This window comes from Pseudomonas glycinis (genome assembly GCF_054871425.1).
The window spans coordinates 454,413-474,365 of record NZ_JBTYHF010000005.1; the positions used below are offsets into that span (position 1 = coordinate 454,413).

Genomic DNA, 19,953 nt, shown 5'->3' on the forward strand with positions numbered 1-19,953 from the left:
GAGTTTCGGATACATCCCGTCGCACAGTGGTCAAACTGCCAGTAAACTGCGCTGCATTTCCTGAACCACTCCGATTTCAGAGGTTTTTGCATGACACTCAGTCCTTTTGCGGGCAAACCGGCACCGGCAGAACTGTTGGTCGATATCCCGCGACTGGTTACGGCCTATTACACCGGCCAGCCTGATGCATCGATTTCTACCCAGCGAGTGGCGTTCGGCACGTCCGGCCACCGCGGCAGTTCGTTCGATTTGAGTTTCAACGAATGGCATGTTCTGGCCATCAGCCAGGCGATCTGCCTGTATCGCGAAGCCCAGGGCATCACCGGCCCGCTGTTCGTCGGCATCGACACCCATGCATTGTCGACCCCGGCCGGCGCCAGCGCACTGGAAGTCCTCGCCGCCAACGGCGTCACCGTGATGATCGCCGAAGGCGACGAGTACACGCCGACCCCGGCAGTTTCTCACGCCATTCTCTGCTACAACCGCGGCCGTACCTCTGGCCTGGCGGACGGTATCGTCATCACGCCGTCGCATAACCCGCCACAGAGCGGTGGCTACAAATACAACCCAACCAACGGTGGGCCGGCCGATACCCACATCACCAAGTGGATCGAAGCCAAGGCCAACGAGCTGCTGGCGAACAAACTGGCCGGGGTCAAACGCATCAGCTACGAGCAAGCGCTCAAGGCCAGCACCACCCATCGGCACGATTACTTGAACACCTATGTCGCCGACCTGATCAACGTCATCGACTTTGACGCCATTCGCGATGCCAAGCTGCGTCTGGGTGTCGATCCGTTGGGCGGAGCAGGGGTGCGCTACTGGTCGGCCATCGCCGAACACTACCGTCTCGATCTGGAAGTGGTGAATAAACAGGTCGATTCAACGTTCCGTTTCATGACCGTCGACTGGGACGGCCAAATCCGTATGGACCCGTCGTCCAGCCACGCGATGCAGGGCCTGATTGGCCTGAAAGAGCGCTTCGACGTGGCATTCGCCTGCGATCCGGACCACGACCGCCACGGTATCGTCACGCCGTCCGGTGGTTTGCTCGCGCCGAACAACTATCTGGCGGTATCCATCGACTACTTGTTCCAGAACCGTCCGCAATGGCGCGCTGATGCCGCTGTCGGCAAAACCGTGGTCAGCAGCGGTTTGATCGACCGCGTGGCCAAGCGCCTGGGCCGTCGCCTGTACGAAGTGCCGGTCGGTTTCAAATGGTTCGCCGACGGTCTGTTCGATGGCTCGCTGGGTTTTGGCGGTGAAGAGAGTGCTGGCGCCTCGTTCCTGCGCAAGGACGGCGGTGTATGGAGCACTGACAAGGACGGCCTGATTCCAGCCTTGCTCGCCGCCGAAATGACGGCGCGCACCGGGCGCGATCCAAGCCAGGCCTACCGCGCGCTGACCGACGAACTGGGCGAACCGTTCTCGGTACGCGTCGACGCCAAGGCCAACCCTGAGCAGAAGGCACTGCTGAGCAAGCTGGCGCCGGAACAGGTCACCTCGACCGAGCTGGCGGGCGAAAAGATTCAGAGCATCCTCAGCCATGCACCGGGCAACGATCAGGCCATCGGCGGTCTGAAAGTCATGACCGAAAACGGCTGGTTCGCCGCGCGTCCTTCGGGCACTGAAGACATCTACAAGATCTACGCGGAAAGCTTCCTCGGCGACGACCACCTCAAGCAACTGGTGGCCGAAGCGCAAACGTTGGTGGATGGCGCTATTTCCACTAAGTGATGCGCACATGAAAAAGGGCAACCGTAATGGTTGCCCTTTTTTATTGCCTGCAGATCAAGCCAGGTCGACCAGTACGATCTCGCTGTCCTCGATCGCCGTGACCGTCAGCACTTGCTCATGGGCCACCGCCACGCCGTCACGCGCCTGCGCTCGCAGCCCGTTGACCTCGATCACGCCGGTGGCCGGCACCAGATAGGCGCGACGCCCTTCATCCAGTCGGTATTCAGCGGTTTCACCGGCCTTGATGTTCGCCGCCACCAGACGCGCATTGGCACGAATGTACAGGCTCTCATCGTCGCCGTCCTTGCCGCTGGCCAACGTCACAAAACCCTCGCGCTCGCCTTTGGGAAATGGCTTGGCGCCCCAGGACGGCGGCGCACCGGTTTCGGTCGGCAGAATCCAGATCTGGAAGATCTTGGTTTCCTTGTCCTCCAGGTTGTATTCGCTGTGAGCGATGCCGGTGCCGGCGCTCATCACTTGTACGTCGCCGGCTTCGGTGCGGCCCTTGTTGCCGAGGTTGTCCTGGTGGGTGATGGCACCTTCGCGCACGTAGGTGATGATTTCCATGTCGCGGTGCGGATGCTGCGGGAAACCGGTGCCTGCGGCGATGATGTCGTCGTTCCACACGCGCAAGTTGCCCCAGCTCATCCGCTGCGGATCGTAGTATTCGGCAAAGGAAAAGTGGTGATGCGCGTCCAGCCAGCCATGATGGGCGCCGCCCAGCGAGCTGAAGGGTCTGAGTTCAAGCATGATCGTCTCCTAATAAGGGTCGTCAGGGGGCGGGCCCCGTGGTTGATGACGACGATCATCTATCAGGCAATCATCGATAAAAAGCGCAAAAACTGCCGCATCATGATCAGGTTATTTGATGGGAATGCGCCTCGACATCGTCTCATCCGACTTTCAATTCGTCGCCTAAACCGATGACCTGTAAGCATTTCGCTAGAACTGGACGGCAAATCCAGACACCATAGCCGCCACAGCCTCACACCCTGGAGTCCGTCAGCGTGGCGCAACACATTCCCGATCTTCCCCCTGAACTTCGTCCACTGGCCGAGATGCCCTGGTTCAAACGTCTGGCCGCGCGATTCTTTGGTCACGGGTTGACCAAGCTGCGCGCCCAGCACCGGGCGTCGTGGCTGCACGGGCAAGCCGACGGATTTCGCAGTGGCCACACCGCTGGCGTCGAATACGGTTTCAAGGAGGGCAAGCTTGAGGGGTTGGAGGAAGGCCGCCAGGTTCTGCTGATTCGCGACAGCCGCAACACCGAACATCGGCCGCCCAGCGTCGATAACAACCTGTTCGATGACTGGCGTCTGCCGCTGACGGCGGAACTGAAGAAACGCATCAAGGCTGACGTCGCCCGTTTGCTTCCGGCCCACGCCCAGCCCAGCGCTGCGCAGTGGAAGATGATCTTCAGCGATACGCCGTCCACCTCGGTGGTGGCCGGTGCCGGCGCCGGCAAGTCGACCACGCTGGTGCTGCGCATTCTGTTGCTCAGCCATTATCTGGGTTTTGAGCTGGATTCGATGACCGCAGTGACCTTCACCCGTGAATCGCGCAAGGACTTCATCAACAAATTGATCGAAATCTTCACGCTGTGGGGGCAGCCGCTGAACCTCAAACAGGCCCGTGAGCTGGTCAGAACCTTCCACTCACGCATCCTGCCGATGGTCCGCAGCCTGCCGGGTTTCGAGCGTTTGCAGGCCTTCGAGAACCTCAGCGATCGCCCGCAAAGCGGCGCAGAGGAAGTCGACAGCAATCCGTTTGACCTGCGCATCAATGATGCACAGCGCCAGCAACTTAATGCTTGTTATCACCGGCTGTTCAACGACGATGAGCGTTTCCGCCAGTTGATCCAGCCGCTGTCCCGCGCGGGTTTGCAATTAAAGGAACTGGAACGCGATCACCCCGATGTGCAGAAACGCATGGCGGTCACCGAACTGGCGGCCAAGCGCGATGAAGAGCTCTGCGATGTGATTGAGGATCTGTGGTTTCGCGCAGGGGCGTGGCCGATCAAAGGCATCGAACCGAATCGGCAGGCCTTCGAAATCAATGGTTCGAAGTTCCACGCTCACGGCTATATTCCCAGCCTCGATGCCTGGGTGGTGCTCGGCTTTGATCCCAGGGAAAACGCCCAGCTGACCCGACCCAACGCCAAGCTGAGTGTCCGTGCAGAGTGGGCGGTCAAGCGCACCCTGTTTCAAGCTTTCTGCCGTAAACCATTGATATGGCTGGATAGTTACGAGTCATCCAGGCGCGTTCTTGCGACGTTGGCCGGAGATGCCAGCGCCGGTCCAGGCTTTGATTACAAGGTCAAAGGCGAGCTGGCATCGGCGCCATTGCTGGATTGTTTTGTCGCCGCAGCAGGCTTTATCGAAAACCTCGGCCTGGATGTACCAGACGCGGTCAGTCGGATGAGCTTCGCCAAGGACGATCCCGATCGCTTTTTCTTTGAAGCCCTGAGCCTGTTCTGGCGCGCATTTGAAGATCACTTGCTGGATCAGAAGCCGCCAGTGATGACCTACAACCGCATGTTCGCGCTGTTCAGCGAGCACTCGCCGGAAAACCTCAAGCTGCTCAGCGATGAGTTGCTGCGGCCTATGGCGCATTTGATGATTGATGAGTTCCAGGACGTATCGCCGCAGATCGTTTCGTGGATTCGCGCCAGCCTCAATGAAATCCGCAGCCGTGGCCCGGCCATGCACGTTGGGCGAGGGGCGCAGCGGTCGTCGCTGTTGTGCGTCGGCGATGACTGGCAATCGATTTACGGTTGGCGCGGCAGCTCACCGAGCTACTTCATGGAGTTCAACAAGGAATTTCCTTCACCGAGCACCACAAGAGTAATGCTCAGTGACAACTATCGCAGCCATCAGCACATCATCGACGCCGCCGAACACATTGTCCGTGCAGCGCCGGCAATCGCAGGCAAGAAGGCCAAGGCCAGTGGTGAGCCCAAGCCGCTTCACCCGGTCAATGTGCTTGAGCGGGATGATGAAGCATTGGGTCAGCGCCTGGCCGAGCATTATCGGCGCGGCGATTCAATCTTGATGCTTTATCGAAAAAGCAGCGATAAGTTATTGATAGAGCAGCATATTCAGCCTGTACTTAATGTAGATTCGAGCTTGCCCTACGACGCGCGGCGGCTGAAGCAACTGACCTATCACAGCGCCAAAGGCTTGCAGGCTGATGCGGTATTTCTGCTTGGCGATTGCCAGCATCTGACCAGTTCTCCGTACAAGAATCAGGTCTATCGCATGGCGGGATTGGGCAAAAGCGGCGACAGCGAGCCTTATGACACTGCGCAAAAGGACGAAATCCTGCGCCTTGCCTACGTCGGTATCACGCGCGCCGTCAGCCATTGCTATTGGTACGTCGAACCGCAAGACAGCCAGGCGGTAAACATGCCGAGGGCGTCGGATCGAGTCGCCAAGGGCAAACCCTTCTTCGTCGACCATCGACGCGAAAAGACCAGCGCCTGACCAATAAAAAGCCCGCATCGCTGCGGGCTTTTTGTTTTGAATCAGGTGGTTATGCGTAGTTCTTGAGAGATTCCGGAGGAGTGAAGGCTTCCAGCTCATCCTCGATGGCTTCGATCATGCGCTCGACGTCCGCCGCGTTCATCACCGTTGCGCAGGGAATGCCGGCGATGGCGATCATGGTTTCGCCGCTGGCTCGATCGAAAAGACGGGCGATCATGCTGCCCGGCGCATCCATCGTCGCTTCGAAACCCATGGGATGAAAATGCCAGCGCATCAGCTGGCAAGCGTTTGGAAAGGTGACTTTGCTGAACCCTTTATTCATGGTGTTGCCCGCCTGCTTCATCGAGCGCTTCCTTTTGCTCATGTTAGGTGGGAAGAGCCTTCATTGGCTCAACCAGTGCTTGAGCTTTAAAAGTAGCATCCGTGTGTGAAAAAACTGTGAGTTTTTTCAGTCCGTTTAGCGATTGATTCGCATTTTTTGATGTAAGTCACTGGCTCATCGATTATCGCCAAAACGCCACCATGGATTTTTCATTGAAGCGGCAGAGGAAGTTGGGCAAGCTCGGTTCTTTTTCGCCGAGCCGCTTATGCACGCCGATGACGACGGCCCAGAACAGACCCAGGCCACGGCCGCCACGGTCATGCGCTATCACCTGAGCTGGAAACACCGGGATCTGGACAGCGTCATGGCGCTTTATCACGCCGAGATCCAGTACAACCATTTCTTTCAGAACCGGGTGCTCGGTCTGGATGAGTTGCGCGAATATGTGCGCGTGAGCATGCCTCGAGAATCCGACGAACTGCTCGAACATTGCGACCGAATCCGGGTGGATGGCAACACCGCGTTCATTCAGTACGAGGTGACTTTGCGTGGCGGCGATGGCCTGGTGTCGTTTCGCTCCAGTGAAGCGATCACAGTCAAGGACGGCTTGATCTGGCGGGTCAACGAGTACGCCTCGCTTGTGCGTACTCAAGCCGTCGGTAGCTCCGCGCCAAGCCGTCCGGCGGTCAGCAGGCTAGGTCTGTCACCGCGGCAACTGAGTTTCATGGCCGAAGACCTGCAGCAGTATTTCGAAAAGCAGCAGCCCTATCTGGACCCTGAGCTTGACCTGCAACGGGTGGCGAAGGAGTGCGGGTACAGCCGCAATCAGATTTCCTATCTGCTCAATCAGGTGCTCGGGCAAAGCTTTTATCGCTACGTCAATCAGGCGCGCCTGCAGCATTTGCTGCGTGCGCTGGACAGCGCCACGCCGCCGTTGCGTGTCGACGAGCTGGCGTTTGCCGCCGGCTTCAATTCGCTGTCAGCGTTCTACAAATGCTTTCGCGAACACACCGGCCAGTCGCCCAAGGCCTACGCCAAACAAATTTCTCTGCGGGCACGCGCGCAAGACATCCACTGATGACAGCCACTAGGATCGACGCCATCGAAGGTTTTCAGTGGCGGAGTCTGGCATGTCGGCGTGGCGCACGATCAGTTTGTGGATGGATCAGCTCGATGGGCCGCTATTGGCGCGGCCTGCGCTTGAGCGGGACCTGGACGTCGACGTGGCCATCATCGGCGCCGGTTACACCGGACTGTGGACGGCGTACTACCTGAAAAAAAAGGCGCCCGGCCTGGATATCGCCATCGTCGAGGCGCAAACCGCCGGGTTCGGTGCGTCCGGACGCAATGGCGGCTGGCTGATGGGTGACTTGCTGGGTGAGGATCGCTTGCTTGCAGGCTTGTCGCCGCAGCAGCGCAGGGCTTCGTTTGATCTGCTGCACAGCATCCCCGATGAAGTGGAGATCGTCCTCGAACGCGAAGGCATCGACTGCGATTACCGTAAGGGCGGGGTGCTTTATTGTGCCGCGCGCTACCCAGAGCAGGAAGCCGTTCTGCGTGATTACCTGAGCAAGCTGCACGCCCAAGGCCTTACCGATAACGACTACCGCTGGCTCAGTCCCGAGCAGTTGGCCCAGCAGATCCGCGTGGCCAAGCCCTACGGCGGCATCTTCGCTCCCCATGTCGCGACCATTCACCCGGCGAAGCTGGTCCGTGGTCTGGCGCGGACCGTGCAGAACATGGGCGTGAAAATCTACGAAAACAGCCCGGTCACTCACTGGCAACCTGGCAGTCTGCGTACCGCCAAGGCCAGCGTGCGCAGCCGTTGGATCGTCCCGGCGGTGGAAGGTTATTCGGTGACCTTGCCGCCACTTGGCCGTTATCAATTGCCGGTGCAAAGCCTGATTGTCGCCACGGAACCGCTGTCCGCTGCGACCTGGGATGAAATCGGCCTCAATCGCGGCCAGGCCTTCAGTGAATTCAGCCGTCAGGTCACCTATGGCCAGCGCAGTGCCGACAATCGTCTGATCTTCGGCGCCCGTGGCGGTTATCAGTTCGCCGGCAAGCTGCGCCATGACTTCAACCTCACCCGCGATGAGGTCGAACTGCGCCGCTATCTGTTCGGCGAACTGTTCCCGCAGCTGAAAAATGTGCAGATCACCCACGCCTGGGGCGGCAACCTTGGCATGTCGCGGCATTTCAAGCCGCACATGCTTTGCGACCGCGCCAACGGCATCGCGTTGTCTGGCGGTTATGGCGGCGAGGGCGTCGGTGCCAGCAATCTCGGCGGCCGGACGCTGGCCGATCTGATTCTTGAGCGCGACAGCGAGCTGACCCAACAACCGTGGGTCCTGCCCGACGGCGGCATTCATGCGCTGCGTGCCTGGGAACCGGAGCCATGCCGCTGGCTCGGCTACAACGCGATCATCAAAAGTTTCGTGCACGAAGACCAGACCCTGGCCAATCCCGCGACCGCGCCCTGGCGGCGCAAGCTCGCCAGTCGGGTCGCCGGGTTCATGGAAGGTTTCATGCACTGAACGTCGTTTCCCTCAATAAACAGGTCACGCCATGAGCATCACCCAATTCAAGAACACCGCCACGCTGGAGCTCGAAGAATCCAACCCGGTCGCCGTGCCCCTCGGCGAACCCGTCGCAATTGCCTCGACCACCAGTGTCGAGCGCGACGACGGTGTCGAAACCGGCGTCTGGGAATGCACCCCGGGCCGCTGGCGGCGGCAGATCAGCGCGCAGGAGTTCTGCCATTTCATTTCCGGGCGCTGCACCTTCACCCCCGACGGTGGCGGCGAAACCCTGCACATACAAGGCGGCGACGCACTGATGTTGCCAGCCAACACGCTCGGGATCTGGGATATCCAGGAAACCGTGCGCAAGAGCTACGTGCTGATTTTCTGATTGTTTGATCCTTTGATTGCCTGCCAACAAAAAAAGCCCATACAGGAATCGCCCCATGATCCAGAAAACCCTCGCATTGGCGCCGCTGCTGCTGGCCGCTTCCGTCAGTCATGCAGCCGAGACGGTCAAGGTCTACAACTGGTCCGACTACATTGCCCCGGACACTACAAAGAATTTCCAGAAAGACATGGGCATCGGCGTCACTTATGACGTCTACGACAGCAACGAAACCCTCGACGGCAAGTTGATGACCGGCAAATCCGGTTACGACGTGGTTTTTCCGTCGAACCACTTCATGGCGCGGCAGGTTCAGGGTGGGGCGCTGAAGAAACTCGACAAGAGTCAGTTGCCGAACTGGAAGAACCTCAATCCAGCGCTGCTTAAGGCCCTGCAGACCAACGACCCGAACAACGAACACGGTTTCCCTTATCTGTGGGGCAGCACCGGTATCGGCTACAACATTGCCAAGGTCAAAGCGGTGCTGGGCGACAACGCGCCGGTGGATTCCTGGGATCTGATCTTCAAACCCGAATACATGGAAAAACTGCAGAAGTGCGGCGTGGCGATCCTCGACAACGGACCGGAACTGCTCCCGGCGGCGCTCAACTATCTGGGCCTGCCGCACCACAGCAAAAATCCCGAAGACTACAAAAAAGCCGAAGCGCTGTTGATGAAAGTGCGGCCCTACGTCAGCTACTTCCATTCCTCCAAATACACAAGTGACCTGGCCAACGGCGACATCTGCGTAGCGGTGGGCTTTTCCGGCGACATCCTGCAAGCGGAGAACCGCGCCAAGGAAGCCAAGAACGGCGTCGAGATCGGTTATGCGATTCCCAAGGAAGGCGCGGCGATCTGGTTCGACATGGTTGCCATGCCCGTCGACGCACCGGACGAGAAGGCCGGCTATGCTTTCATGAACTACCTGCTGCGCCCCGATGTCATGGCCGGCATCAGCAACTACGTGCATTACGCCAATGGCAACGAACAAGCCGACAAACTGATCGACCCGGCGATCAAGAACGACACCAAGGTTTACCCGAGTGCGGAAATGATGGGCAAGCTGTTCGCGCTGGAAGCGATGCCGCTGAATATCGACCGGATCCGGACACGGGTTTGGAACAAGATTCGCACCGGTAGCTGAGTTTTTTCAGGCCAACATACAAGACCCCTGTGGGAGCGAGCCAGCTCGCGAAGCGGTTTGTCATTCGACACTTATGTTGACTGGCTTGGCGTCTTCGCGAGCAGGCTCGCTCCCACATTCGTTATTCAATGAATCAGGATAGTTGATATCAAAGCACTGGCACCGCTGACTGAAAGTGTGACTTGCCCAACAAATTCAAACTTAGCGATATTTAATATTTAAATAGAAAATCGTCAGACAATTTCCACCCTCATCGCAACTAAAAACAATCTTTCCTCCCCGCGCGCTTTGTTTACGGCAGTTTCCTGATACCACCAAATTGGATCGCAAAAAAAACTCTTTACGACAGATTTCCAATTGTGTCAGGTTCGTTACGCCTTCATTGGGCGAGTGATAGGACGATCTCGCCAAAGATCGTCCTGTCGGACAAAAACTGTTCCATTGCTAAACAAGGAAGTGTGTTTATGTCGAAAGTTAAAACCAATGCTGTTGATTCCGCCGAACAGGCCTTCCAGCTGGCTGCATTCAGCTCGGCGTACAACCAGATCAATAGCTTCAGCCATCAGTACGACCGCGGCGGCAACCTCACGGTCAATGGCAAACCCTCGTACACCGTCGACCAGGCGGCTACGCAACTGCTGCGTGACGGCGCTGCCTACCAGGACAAGGACGGCAGCGGCAAGATCGAACTGACCTATACGTTCCTGACCTCGGCCTCGAACAGCACGATGAACAAGCACGGCATCAGCGGGTTCAGTCAGTTCAGCGCGCAGCAGCAGGCGCAGGCCAAGCTCGCCATGCAGTCCTGGGCCGACGTGGCCAATGTCACCTTCACCGAGAGAGCCTCGGGCGGCGACGGGCACATGACCTTCGGTAACTACAGCGGTGGCCAGGATGGCGCTGCGGCGTTTGCCTATCTGCCGGGAACCGGCGCTGGTTATGACGGCACCTCGTGGTACTTGATCAACAGCGGTTACACGCAGAACAAGAACCCGGAACTGAACAACTACGGTCGTCAGACCCTGACCCACGAAATCGGCCATACCCTTGGCCTTGCGCACCCCGGCGACTACAACGCCGGCAACGGCAACCCGACCTACAACGATGCGACTTATGGCCAAGACACCCGTGGCTACAGCGTCATGAGTTACTGGAGCGAGAGCAACACCAATCAGAACTTCAGCAAGGGCGGCGTCGAAGCCTACTCTTCCGGCCCGCTGATGGACGACATCGCCGCGATCCAGAAGCTCTACGGCGCCAACACCACCACCCGCACCGGCGACACCACCTACGGCTTCAACTCCAATACCGGTCGCGACTTCCTCAGCGCTTCGTCGTCGAGCGACAAAGTGGTGTTCTCGGTCTGGGATGCCGGCGGCAAGGACACCCTGGATTTCTCCGGTTTCACCCAAAACCAGAAGATCAACCTCAACAGCGCTTCTTTCTCCGACGTTGGCGGCATGGTCGGCAACGTGTCGATCGCCAAGGGCGCGGTCATCGAGAACGCGATTGGTGGTTCGGGCAGCGATCTGTTGATCGGCAACAGCGTGGCCAACGAGCTGAAGGGTGGTGCCGGCAACGACATCCTGTACGGCGCTGGTGGTGCTGACAAACTGTGGGGCGGTTCTGGTTCGGACACTTTCGTGTTCGCCGCCAGCTCGGACTCCAAGCCGGGGGCGATCGATCAGATTCTCGATTTCGTTAGTGGTCTGGACAAAATCGACCTGACCGGCATCACCAACGGCGCGGGCCTGCACTTCGTCAACAGCTTCACCGGTTCGGCCGGCGATGCGGTGCTGACCTCGTCGGGCGGCAACAGCCTGTTGTCGGTGGATTTCTCCGGGCATGGCGTGGCTGACTTTATCGTCAGCACCGTGGGCCAGGCTGCGACCAGCGACATCGTCGCGTGATGTGAAAGGAAAGCGGCGCCTCGTGCGTCGCTTTCTTCGCTTGCATCGGCCTGATCGCCGAGCAAGGCTACGAGCGGAAGTGAAGTTTCCTATGACTCGATACGTTTTAACTGACACGACGATGGCATGGCTGATGGCAGTCACGCTGATGATGACCGGAGCGACAAGCATGGCAAGCAGCCTCAGACTCGAAGAACCCTCGGCATTCGCCGGGCGCTGGCAGGCCACTTTGACCGGTCACAGCGACACACCCGAAACGCGGTCGCTGCAAGACAAGCCCTCGAACACTTGCCTGGTCGAGCTTGCGCCGAACCAGACCTTGGGCGAGGGCACTGAATGTCTGGCCGCGTGGTTGGGCGAAGCGCCAATCGGCTGGTTTCCAGAGCCCGATGGCATTTCCATCACCGGCAAGGAAGGTTCGAAAATCGCCTTCTTCAGCCGCCAGCGTGATGGCATTTATACAAAGGCCTTGAGCGCCGAACTGCTTATTACGTTAGAGCGCGCAGCGCAGTAGGCAATGGTTGGCGGGTGAAAGAAAGTTGATATAAGCCAGTGGTCGTGCGTTATAAGCGCGGCATCGGGTCAAGTTGTTATGAAATTGTAAGCGCTACTTGCAAGTCATCTTTGGCAGGCAGGCGGAATATCAATGGAATGCTCGTCCGGTAATGACGAGGCATGAATTCAGGAAGAATCAATGAAGATGGCGAAGTCTCCTGCCACCGCTCCGTTAATCAAGGCATTGGGCGACTATAAAAGCATTCTGATCAGCGTCGGTTGTTTCACCGCGCTGATCAACGTGTTGATGCTGGTGCCGTCGATCTACATGCTGCAAGTTTATGATCGGGTGCTGTCGTCACAGAACGAAACCACCCTGGCAATGCTGTCGCTGATGGTGGTCGGATTCTTCGCCTTTATCGGGCTGCTGGAAGTGATCCGCAGCTTCATCGTCATCCGCATCGGCAGCCAGTTGGAGCGGCGCTTCAATTTGCGTGTCTATCAGGCCGCATTCGAGCGCAACCTGTTCAAGGGCGAAGGCAACGCCGGGCAGTCGCTGGGCGACCTGACCCACATTCGCCAGTTCGTCACCGGCCCGGCACTGTTCGCCTTCTTCGATGCGCCGTGGTTCCCGGTCTATCTGTTTGTCATTTACCTGTTCAACGTCTGGCTCGGCGTGCTGGCCACGGCAGGCGCGTTGCTGCTGACCGCACTGGCCTGCCTCAACGAATACATGACCAAAAAGCCCCTCGGCGAAGCCGCCGGTTTTTCCCAGCAGTCCAGCCAGTTGGCCACCAGCCACTTGCACAACGCCGAAACCATTCAGGCGATGGGCATGCTCGGCTCGCTGCGCAAGCGCTGGTTCGGGGTGCATTCGCGCTTTCTCGGCTTGCAGAACCAGGCCAGCGACACCGGCGCGGTGATCAGTTCACTGAGCAAGACCCTGCGCCTGTGCCTGCAATCCCTGGTGCTGGGCCTTGGCGCGTTGCTGGTGATCAAGGGCGACATGACGGCGGGGATGATGATCGCCGGTTCGATCCTGATGGGCCGCGTGCTGAGCCCGATCGATCAACTGATCGCCGTATGGAAGCAGTGGAGCGGGGCGAAGCTGGCTTACCGGCGTCTGGATGCGCTGTTGCAGGCGTTTCCGCCAAGCGACGAGGCGATGGCACTGCCGGCACCGAAAGGCCAGATCACCTTCGAACAAGTCAGCGCCGGCCCGCCCGGGCAGCGTGCAGCCACTTTGCATATGGTCAATTTCACGCTGGGCGCTGGCGAAGTGCTGGGTGTGCTCGGCGCTTCCGGCTCCGGCAAGTCGACCCTGGCTCGAGTGCTGGTCGGCGTGTGGCCGGTTTTGGGCGGCACCGTGCGCCTCGACGGCGCTGATATTCATCGCTGGAACCGCGATCAGCTTGGTCCTTACATCGGTTACCTGCCGCAAGACATCGAATTGTTCAGCGGCAGCATCGCCGAGAACATTGCGCGATTCAGCGACGCCGATTCGCAAAAAGTCGTAGCTGCCGCGCAACAGGCCGGCGTTCACGAAATGATCCTGCGCTTGCCGCAAGGTTACGACACGCAACTGGGCGAGGACGGCGGCGGCTTGTCCGGTGGCCAGAAGCAACGCGTGGCCCTGGCCCGCGCGCTGTACGGCACGCCGAGTCTGGTGGTGCTCGATGAACCCAATTCCAACCTCGACACCGTCGGCGAAGCGGCATTGGCCAGCGCCATTGCGCAACTCAAGGCGCAAGGCACCACGGTGATTCTGGTGACGCACCGTTCTTCGGTGCTGGCTCAGGCTGACAAATTGCTCGTGCTCAACGATGGCCGTTTGCAGGCGTACGGCCCGAGTCAGGATGTGCTCAAGGCACTTTCCGGTCAGCACGAACAGCAACGCGAAAAAGCCGCACAAGCACCGGGCGGGCTCAGCATGAGCCGGCAGTATCAGCCCTCGACAAGGAATTCGGGTGTATGAGCAGCGCCAGCATGAACACTGAAAACGAAGCGAACATGGAACATGCCTACATCACCGAACGCCCGGAACGCGATGCGAAATTCTTCGCACGCCTGGGCTGGATACTGGCCATCGTCGGCGCCGGCAGTTTCTTCACCTGGGCTGCACTGGCGCCGCTGGATCAGGGCATTCCGGTGCAGGGTACGGTGGTAGTGTCGGGCAAGCGCAAGGCCGTGCAGTCGATGAGCAGCGGCGTGGTCAGCCGGATTCTGGTGCGCGAAGGCGAGATCGTGAAGCAGGGCCAGCCGTTGTTCCGCCTTGATCAGACGCAAGTGGCTGCCGATGTGCAATCGCTGCAGGCGCAGTACCGCATGGCCTGGGCCAGCCTTGCGCGCTGGCAGGCCGAGCGCGACAACCTCAAGCAAGTGACCTTTCCGGTCGAGTTGAGTAACGACCCGGACCCGCGCCTGGCGCTGGTGCTGGAAGGCCAGCGGCAACTGTTCAGCAGCCGCCGCGAAGCGTTCTCCCGGGAACAAGCGGCACTGCGCGCCAATATCGAAGGCGCCACTGCACAATTGGCCGGCATGCGCCGCGCGCGCAGCGACCTCAATGCCCAGGCCAGTTCCTTGCAGCAACAATTGAGCAACTTGCAACCGCTGGCCGACAACGGCTACATCCCGCGCAACCGCTTGATGGACTACCAGCGGCAACTGTCGCAAGTGCAGCAGCAGCTGGCGGAAAACACCGGTGAAAGCGGGCGCGTGGAGCAGGGCATCCTTGAATCGCGCCTGAAGTTGCAGCAACACGGCGAGGAATACCAGAAGGAAGTGCGTACGCAACTGGCCGACGCGCAGTTGAAAAGCGTGACGCTATCCGAACAGCTGACTTCCGCCGGTTTCGACCTGCAACACAGCGAGATTCTCGCCACCGCCGATGGCGTGGCGGTCAACCTCGGTGTGCACACCGAAGGCGCCGTGGTGCGTCAGGGCGAAACCCTGCTGGAAATCGTTCCGCAAGGCACCACCCTGGAAGTGGAAGGGCACTTGCCGGTCAACCTGATCGACAAGGTCGGCACGCATTTGCCGGTGGACATTCTGTTTACCGCGTTCAACCAGAGCAAAACCCCGCGCGTGCCCGGCGAAGTCAGCCTGATCTCCGCCGACCAGATGGTCGATGAGAAAACTGGCGTGCCGTATTACGTGTTGCGCAGCAGCGTCAGCGATCAGGCCATGGAAAAGCTCAATGGCCTGGTGATCAAGCCCGGCATGCCGGCGGAAATGTTCGTGCGCACCGGTGAGCGTTCACTCCTCAACTACCTGTTCAAACCGCTGCTTGATCGCGCCGGTTCTGCGTTGACCGAGGAATAAGGATGTTCGGCTGTATGAAAAAGCTTTGCATGCTGGGGGCCGCAATGACGCTGCTCGCAAGTCACTCGGCAGTCGCGGCCATGGGGCCATTCGAGATTTACGAACAGGCGTTGCGCAACGATCCGGTGTTCCTTGGTGCGATCAAGGAACGCGATGCCGGCCTGGTAAACCGCGTGATTGGCCGCGCCGGGCTGCTGCCTCGGATCGGTTACACCTACAACAAGGGCCGCAACTCGTCCAAGGCGACGTCTCTGGATGATCGCGCGCGCAACCGCACCGATGAGCGCAACTACAACAGTTACGGCTCGGCGCTCACGGTGCAGCAACCGCTGCTCGATTACGAGGCTTATGCGGCATATCGCAAAGGTGTCGCCCAGTCGTTGTTCGCCGACGAAGCGTTTCGCGGCAAGAGTCAGGAACTGTTGGTGCGCGTGCTGGATAACTACACCAAAGCCTTGTTCGCCCAGGACCAGATCGACATCGCCCAGGCGAAGAAGAAGGCCTACGAACAGCAGTTCCAGCAGAACGAACACATGTTCAAGCAGGGCGAGGGCACGCGCACCGATATTCTCGAAGCCGAGTCGCGCTATGAGCTGGCGACTGCCGAGGAGATCGAAGCGCGCAACGAGCAGGATGCCGCTTTGCGCGAGCTGGGCGCGCTGGTGGGCGTGCCGGCGGTGGACATCGGCGATCTGGCGCCGCTTGGTCAGCAATTTCAGACCTTCACCCTGCAACCGGCCAACTTCGACACCTGGCATGAACTGGCGATCAGCAACAACCCGAACCTCGCTTCGCAGCGGCAGGCCGTGGAAGTGGCGCGCTACGAAGTCGAGCGCAACCGCGCCGGGCATCTGCCGAAAGTCAGTGCTTATGCCTCTATGCGCGACAACGAGTCGGAAAGCGGCAACACCTATAACCAGCGCTACGAAACCAACACCATCGGCCTGGAAGTCAGCGTGCCGCTGTACGCCGGCGGCGGGGTATCGGCCTCGACACGGCAGGCCAGCCGCACCATGGAACAGGCCGAATACGAACTGGATGGCAAAACCCGCGAAACCTTGATCGAACTGCGCCGCCAGTTCAGCGCCTGCCTGTCCGGGGTAAGCAAATTGCGCGCTTATCAGAAGGCCCTGAAGTCGGCCGAGGCGCTGGTGGTCTCGACCCGACAAAGCATTCTGGGCGGCGAACGCACCAATCTCGATGCGTTGAATGCCGAGCAGCAACTGTTCACCACCCGCCGCGACCTGGCCCAGGCACGCTACGACTACCTGATGGCCTGGACCAAATTGCATTACTACGCCGGGACGCTGAATGAGCAGGATCTGGCGCGGGTGGACGAAGCATTTGTGGTCGCGCAACAGCCCTCACCCTAACCCTCTCCCAGGGGGAGAGGGGACTGACCGAGTGGCCTGCGATAGCTGCATCGACCTGAACGACCGAGCTGGACGCAGGTTTGACATCAACAAAAATCGGCTCCCTCTCCCACAAGGACAGGGGACTGACCGAGTGGCCTGCGATAGCTGCATCGACCTGAACGACCGAGCCGGACGCAGGTTTTGACATCAACACAAATCGGCTCCCTCTCCTCGGGGAGAGGGCTGGGGTGAGGGGAACAGGCGACACCGCAATTCAGCCCTGAACAAAACAACAAAAACGAGAGTGATGACCATGGACGTACGCATAAAGCCGATTTCGCTCGGCACGCTGTTGCTGGTGACTTCGGCAACGCAGGCCCAATACCTGGAATCAGGCCAGCCCGGCGATCCATCCAGTTGGCGCAGCGCCGAGTTCCTGCGTGACTGGGGTCTGCCACGCATGCAGGCCGATCAGGCCTACGCAGCCGGCATCACCGGCAAAGGCGTGAAAATCGGCGCGCTCGATTCCGGTTTCGATGCCGCCCACCCGGAATTCTCCGCCGACCGTTATCACCCGGTAACCGCCAGCGGCAGCTACGTCGATGGCTCAGCGTTCAACGTCGACGGCACGCTCAACCCCAACAACGATTCCCACGGCACCCACGTGGTCGGCACCATGGGCGCCGCCCGTGACGGCAGCGGCATGCACGGAGTGGCGTACAACGCGCAGATCTACGTCGGCAACACCAACAAGAACGACAGTTTCCTCTTCGGCCCCAGCCCTGATCCGCGTTATTTCAAAGCGGTCTACGACAGCCTCGCCGATGCCGGGGTGCGGGCGATCAATAACAGTTGGGGCAGCCAGCCGCCGGATGTCAGCTATCGCACTCTCGCGGATCTGCACGCCGCCTACGCGCAGCACTGGAACAAGGGCACTTGGCTCGACGCCGCTGCCGACGTTTCCCGGCGCGGTGTGATCAATGTCTTCAGCGCTGGCAACAGCGGCTACCCGAACGCCAGCGTGCGCTCGGCGCTGCCGTATTTTCAGCCGGATCTGGAAGGTCACTGGCTGGCGGTGTCCGGGCTCGATCAGAGCAATCAGCAGAAGTACAACCAGTGCGGCATCGCCAAATACTGGTGCATCACCACGCCGGGGGCGAAGATCGACAGCACCATTCCCGGCGGCGGCTACGCGATCAAATCCGGCACCTCGATGGCGGCACCGCACGCGACCGGCGCCCTGGCGCTGGTGATGGAGCGTTATCCGTACATGAACAACCAGCAGGCGCTCGAAGTGCTGCTGACCACCGCCACCCAGCTCGACGGCTCGGTCACCGACGCACCGAACGAGCGCGTCGGCTGGGGCGTCGCCAACCTCGACCGGGCGATGCGCGGGCCGGGGCAATTGCTCGGTGCGTTCGACGCCAATCTGGGGGCAGGGCAGCGCGATGTCTGGAGCAACGACATCTCCGACAACGCGCTGCTCCAGCGCCAGCGCGAAGACCTCGCCGAGCACAGCGCCTGGCAGCAAACCCTGCAGGACAAAGGCTGGCAGAACGGTGTGCCGGCCGGCGCCAGTCAGCAGGACCAGACCGATTACGCCGTCGGCATGCTGCGTGATGCAGCAGCGGCGAACCGGGTGTACGAGGGCAGCCTGATCAAGTCCGGCGTTGGGCAATTGCTGCTCAGCGGCGCAAACACCTATCGCGGCCCGACCACGGTCAACGGTGGTCTGCTGACGGTCAATGGCTCGCTGACGTCAGCCGTCACCGTCAACAACAGCGGCACCCTTGGCGGCTCCGGACGCATCGGCGCGCTGACCGCCAACAGCGGCGGCCGGGTTGCACCGGGCAATTCCATCGGCACCTTGAACGTCGCTGGTGATGTGACACTCGCCCCGGGCTCGACTTACGCCGTCGAGCTATCGCCCACCAGCAGTGACCGCATCGTCGCCGGCGGCACGGCAACCGTCAGCGGCGCCAGCGTCAGCCTGGCGCTGGAAAACAGCCCGACCTTGCTCAGCAGCGCCGAAGGGCAAAGCCTGCTCGGTCGCCAGTACAACATCCTGCAAGCGGCCGGCGGCGTGCAGGGGCAGTTCGCTGCGGTGGTGCCGAACTACCTGTTCATCGGCGGCGCCCTCGACTACGCCGCAAGCGGCATTCAGCTGAATATCCAACGCAATGCCACAAGCTTCGCCAGCGTCGGGCAAACGCCGAACCAGCGTTCGGTGGCCGCTGCAGTCGAAGGGCTGGGCGCCGGCAATTCAGTTTACGAAAGCGTTCTTCGTGCACCGACTCAGGCCTCGGCGCGACAAGCCTTTCAGCAACTGAGCGGCGAGATTTATCCGGCGCTGGGGACGATGCTGATCAACGACAGCCGCCAGTTGCGTGATGCGGTCGGCGAGCGGCTGCACGATGAATCGGCGACCCGCAGCAACGGCTGGATCAAAGCCCTCGGGGCTTGGGGCAGCACCGATTCCAGTCACGACACGGCCGGCTACAACACTTCGATCGCCGGTCTGCTGGCCGGTGTCGACGGCGCGCTGGACGAGCAGACCCGCATCGGTCTGGTCACCGGTTATAGCGACAGCTCCTTGAGCATGGGCTCGGGCACGCATTCCTCGGCAAAAGTCGACAGCTATCACCTCGGCGCTTACGTCGGGCACGACATCGGCGCCTGGCGCTTGAGCAGCGGTGCGGCGTACAGCTGGCATCGCGGCGATGTGAAGCGCGATCTGCAATACGACGAGGTCAGCGCCAAGCAGAAAGCCAAGCTCGATGCGACCACCACCCAAGTCTTCGCCGAGGCGGCGTATCGCTTGCAGCTGCAAGCGCTGGCGCTGGAACCGTTCGCCAACCTGACCTACCTGCATCTCGACACCGAAGGCTTCACTGAGAAGGGCGATGCCGCTGCGCTGAAAAGCGCTGGCGATCAGCGCGATGCGGTGTTGAGCACCTTGGGCGTACGGGCGAGCAAAACCTTCGACCTTTCCAGCCAGCAAGCGTTGGACGTCAGCGCGCGTCTCGGCTGGCAGCACAGCCTCAGCGATATTGAATCGGAGCAGCATTTGCGCTTTGCCAGCGGCGGCACGCCGTACTCAGTGGAGAGCTCGGCGCTGGTACGTGATGCCGCACTGGTCGGCGTGCAGGCCAGTCTGGCATTGAGCAAGGACGTGCGGGTCAACCTCGATTACAACGGCCAACTGGCCAGCCGCGAAAAGCTGCATGGCGTTGGCCTGAGCCTGAACTGGCAGTTCTGATTGCATGTGTTTGAGCCC

14 protein-coding genes are annotated in these 19,953 nt (G+C 60.1%); 12 read left to right on the forward strand and 2 right to left on the reverse strand.

Annotation, left to right across the window (positions count from 1 at the left end):
* Positions 1 to 90 precede the first annotated feature (90 nt).
* Positions 91 to 1,737, forward strand: a complete 1,647-nt coding sequence (gene pgm, locus ACYSTU_RS15130) for a phosphoglucomutase (alpha-D-glucose-1,6-bisphosphate-dependent) (RefSeq protein WP_016774846.1) — start codon at positions 91 to 93, stop codon at positions 1,735 to 1,737.
* 54 nt (positions 1,738 to 1,791) lie between these two features.
* Here the strand turns inward: pgm and ACYSTU_RS15135 are convergent, their stop codons facing one another.
* Entirely contained in the window at positions 1,792 to 2,487 is a 696-nt protein-coding gene (locus tag ACYSTU_RS15135; RefSeq protein ID WP_498999707.1) for a pirin family protein, read from the reverse strand.
* A 257-nt stretch (positions 2,488 to 2,744) separates the two neighbouring features.
* Between ACYSTU_RS15135 and ACYSTU_RS15140 the strand changes: the two genes are divergently transcribed.
* Positions 2,745 to 5,219 carry a UvrD-helicase domain-containing protein gene (locus ACYSTU_RS15140; protein ID WP_498999710.1) on the forward strand — a complete coding sequence of 825 codons (2,475 nt, stop codon included), beginning with the start codon at positions 2,745 to 2,747 and terminating at the stop codon, positions 5,217 to 5,219.
* A gap of 49 nt (positions 5,220 to 5,268) precedes the next feature.
* Here ACYSTU_RS15140 and ACYSTU_RS15145 read toward each other — a convergent pair whose 3' ends face one another.
* Entirely contained in the window at positions 5,269 to 5,541 is a 273-nt protein-coding gene (locus tag ACYSTU_RS15145; RefSeq protein WP_038862172.1) for a DUF1652 domain-containing protein, read from the reverse strand.
* A 265-nt stretch (positions 5,542 to 5,806) separates the two neighbouring features.
* Here ACYSTU_RS15145 and ACYSTU_RS15150 point away from each other — a divergent pair, with 265 nt between their 5' ends.
* The 10 genes from ACYSTU_RS15150 to eprS all read left to right on the forward strand — a co-directional run bounded on the left by ACYSTU_RS15150 (position 5,807) and on the right by eprS (position 19,935).
* Positions 5,807 to 6,619 carry a helix-turn-helix domain-containing protein gene (locus ACYSTU_RS15150; RefSeq protein ID WP_498999713.1) on the forward strand — a complete coding sequence of 271 codons (813 nt, stop codon included), beginning with the start codon at positions 5,807 to 5,809 and terminating at the stop codon, positions 6,617 to 6,619.
* 52 nt (positions 6,620 to 6,671) lie between these two features.
* On the forward strand, positions 6,672 to 8,078 hold the full coding sequence (locus ACYSTU_RS15155; protein ID WP_498999716.1) for an NAD(P)/FAD-dependent oxidoreductase: 1,407 nt from the start codon (positions 6,672 to 6,674) through the stop codon (positions 8,076 to 8,078).
* Positions 8,079 to 8,109: 31 nt separating this feature from the next.
* Entirely contained in the window at positions 8,110 to 8,454 is a 345-nt protein-coding gene (locus ACYSTU_RS15160; RefSeq protein WP_136492640.1) for a cupin domain-containing protein, read from the forward strand.
* 55 nt (positions 8,455 to 8,509) lie between these two features.
* Positions 8,510 to 9,595 carry a polyamine ABC transporter substrate-binding protein gene (locus ACYSTU_RS15165; protein WP_498999719.1) on the forward strand — a complete coding sequence of 362 codons (1,086 nt, stop codon included), beginning with the start codon at positions 8,510 to 8,512 and terminating at the stop codon, positions 9,593 to 9,595.
* A gap of 464 nt (positions 9,596 to 10,059) precedes the next feature.
* A complete protein-coding gene (locus tag ACYSTU_RS15170) occupies positions 10,060 to 11,505 on the forward strand; it encodes a serralysin family metalloprotease (protein WP_122881635.1) in 1,446 nt (481 codons plus the stop codon).
* Between the two features lie 91 nt (positions 11,506 to 11,596).
* Entirely contained in the window at positions 11,597 to 12,019 is a 423-nt protein-coding gene (locus ACYSTU_RS15175; protein ID WP_157221967.1) for an AprI/Inh family metalloprotease inhibitor, read from the forward strand.
* 180 nt (positions 12,020 to 12,199) lie between these two features.
* Positions 12,200 to 13,975: a type I secretion system permease/ATPase gene (locus tag ACYSTU_RS15180; protein WP_498999722.1), complete on the forward strand. Its 1,776-nt coding sequence runs from the start codon at positions 12,200 to 12,202 to the stop codon at positions 13,973 to 13,975.
* Positions 13,972 to 15,321, forward strand: a complete 1,350-nt coding sequence (locus ACYSTU_RS15185; RefSeq protein ID WP_263218359.1) for an HlyD family type I secretion periplasmic adaptor subunit — start codon at positions 13,972 to 13,974, stop codon at positions 15,319 to 15,321. Before ACYSTU_RS15180 ends, ACYSTU_RS15185 begins: the two co-directional genes overlap by 4 nt.
* Positions 15,322 to 15,323: 2 nt before the next feature.
* The gene (locus tag ACYSTU_RS15190; protein WP_498999725.1) at positions 15,324 to 16,694 is read left to right on the forward strand and encodes a TolC family outer membrane protein; all 1,371 of its coding nucleotides are present in this window, start codon (positions 15,324 to 15,326) and stop codon (positions 16,692 to 16,694) included.
* Between the two features lie 295 nt (positions 16,695 to 16,989).
* Positions 16,990 to 19,935: an autotransporter serine peptidase EprS gene (eprS, locus tag ACYSTU_RS15195; RefSeq protein ID WP_498999728.1), complete on the forward strand. Its 2,946-nt coding sequence runs from the start codon at positions 16,990 to 16,992 to the stop codon at positions 19,933 to 19,935.
* Positions 19,936 to 19,953: the final 18 nt, after the last annotated feature.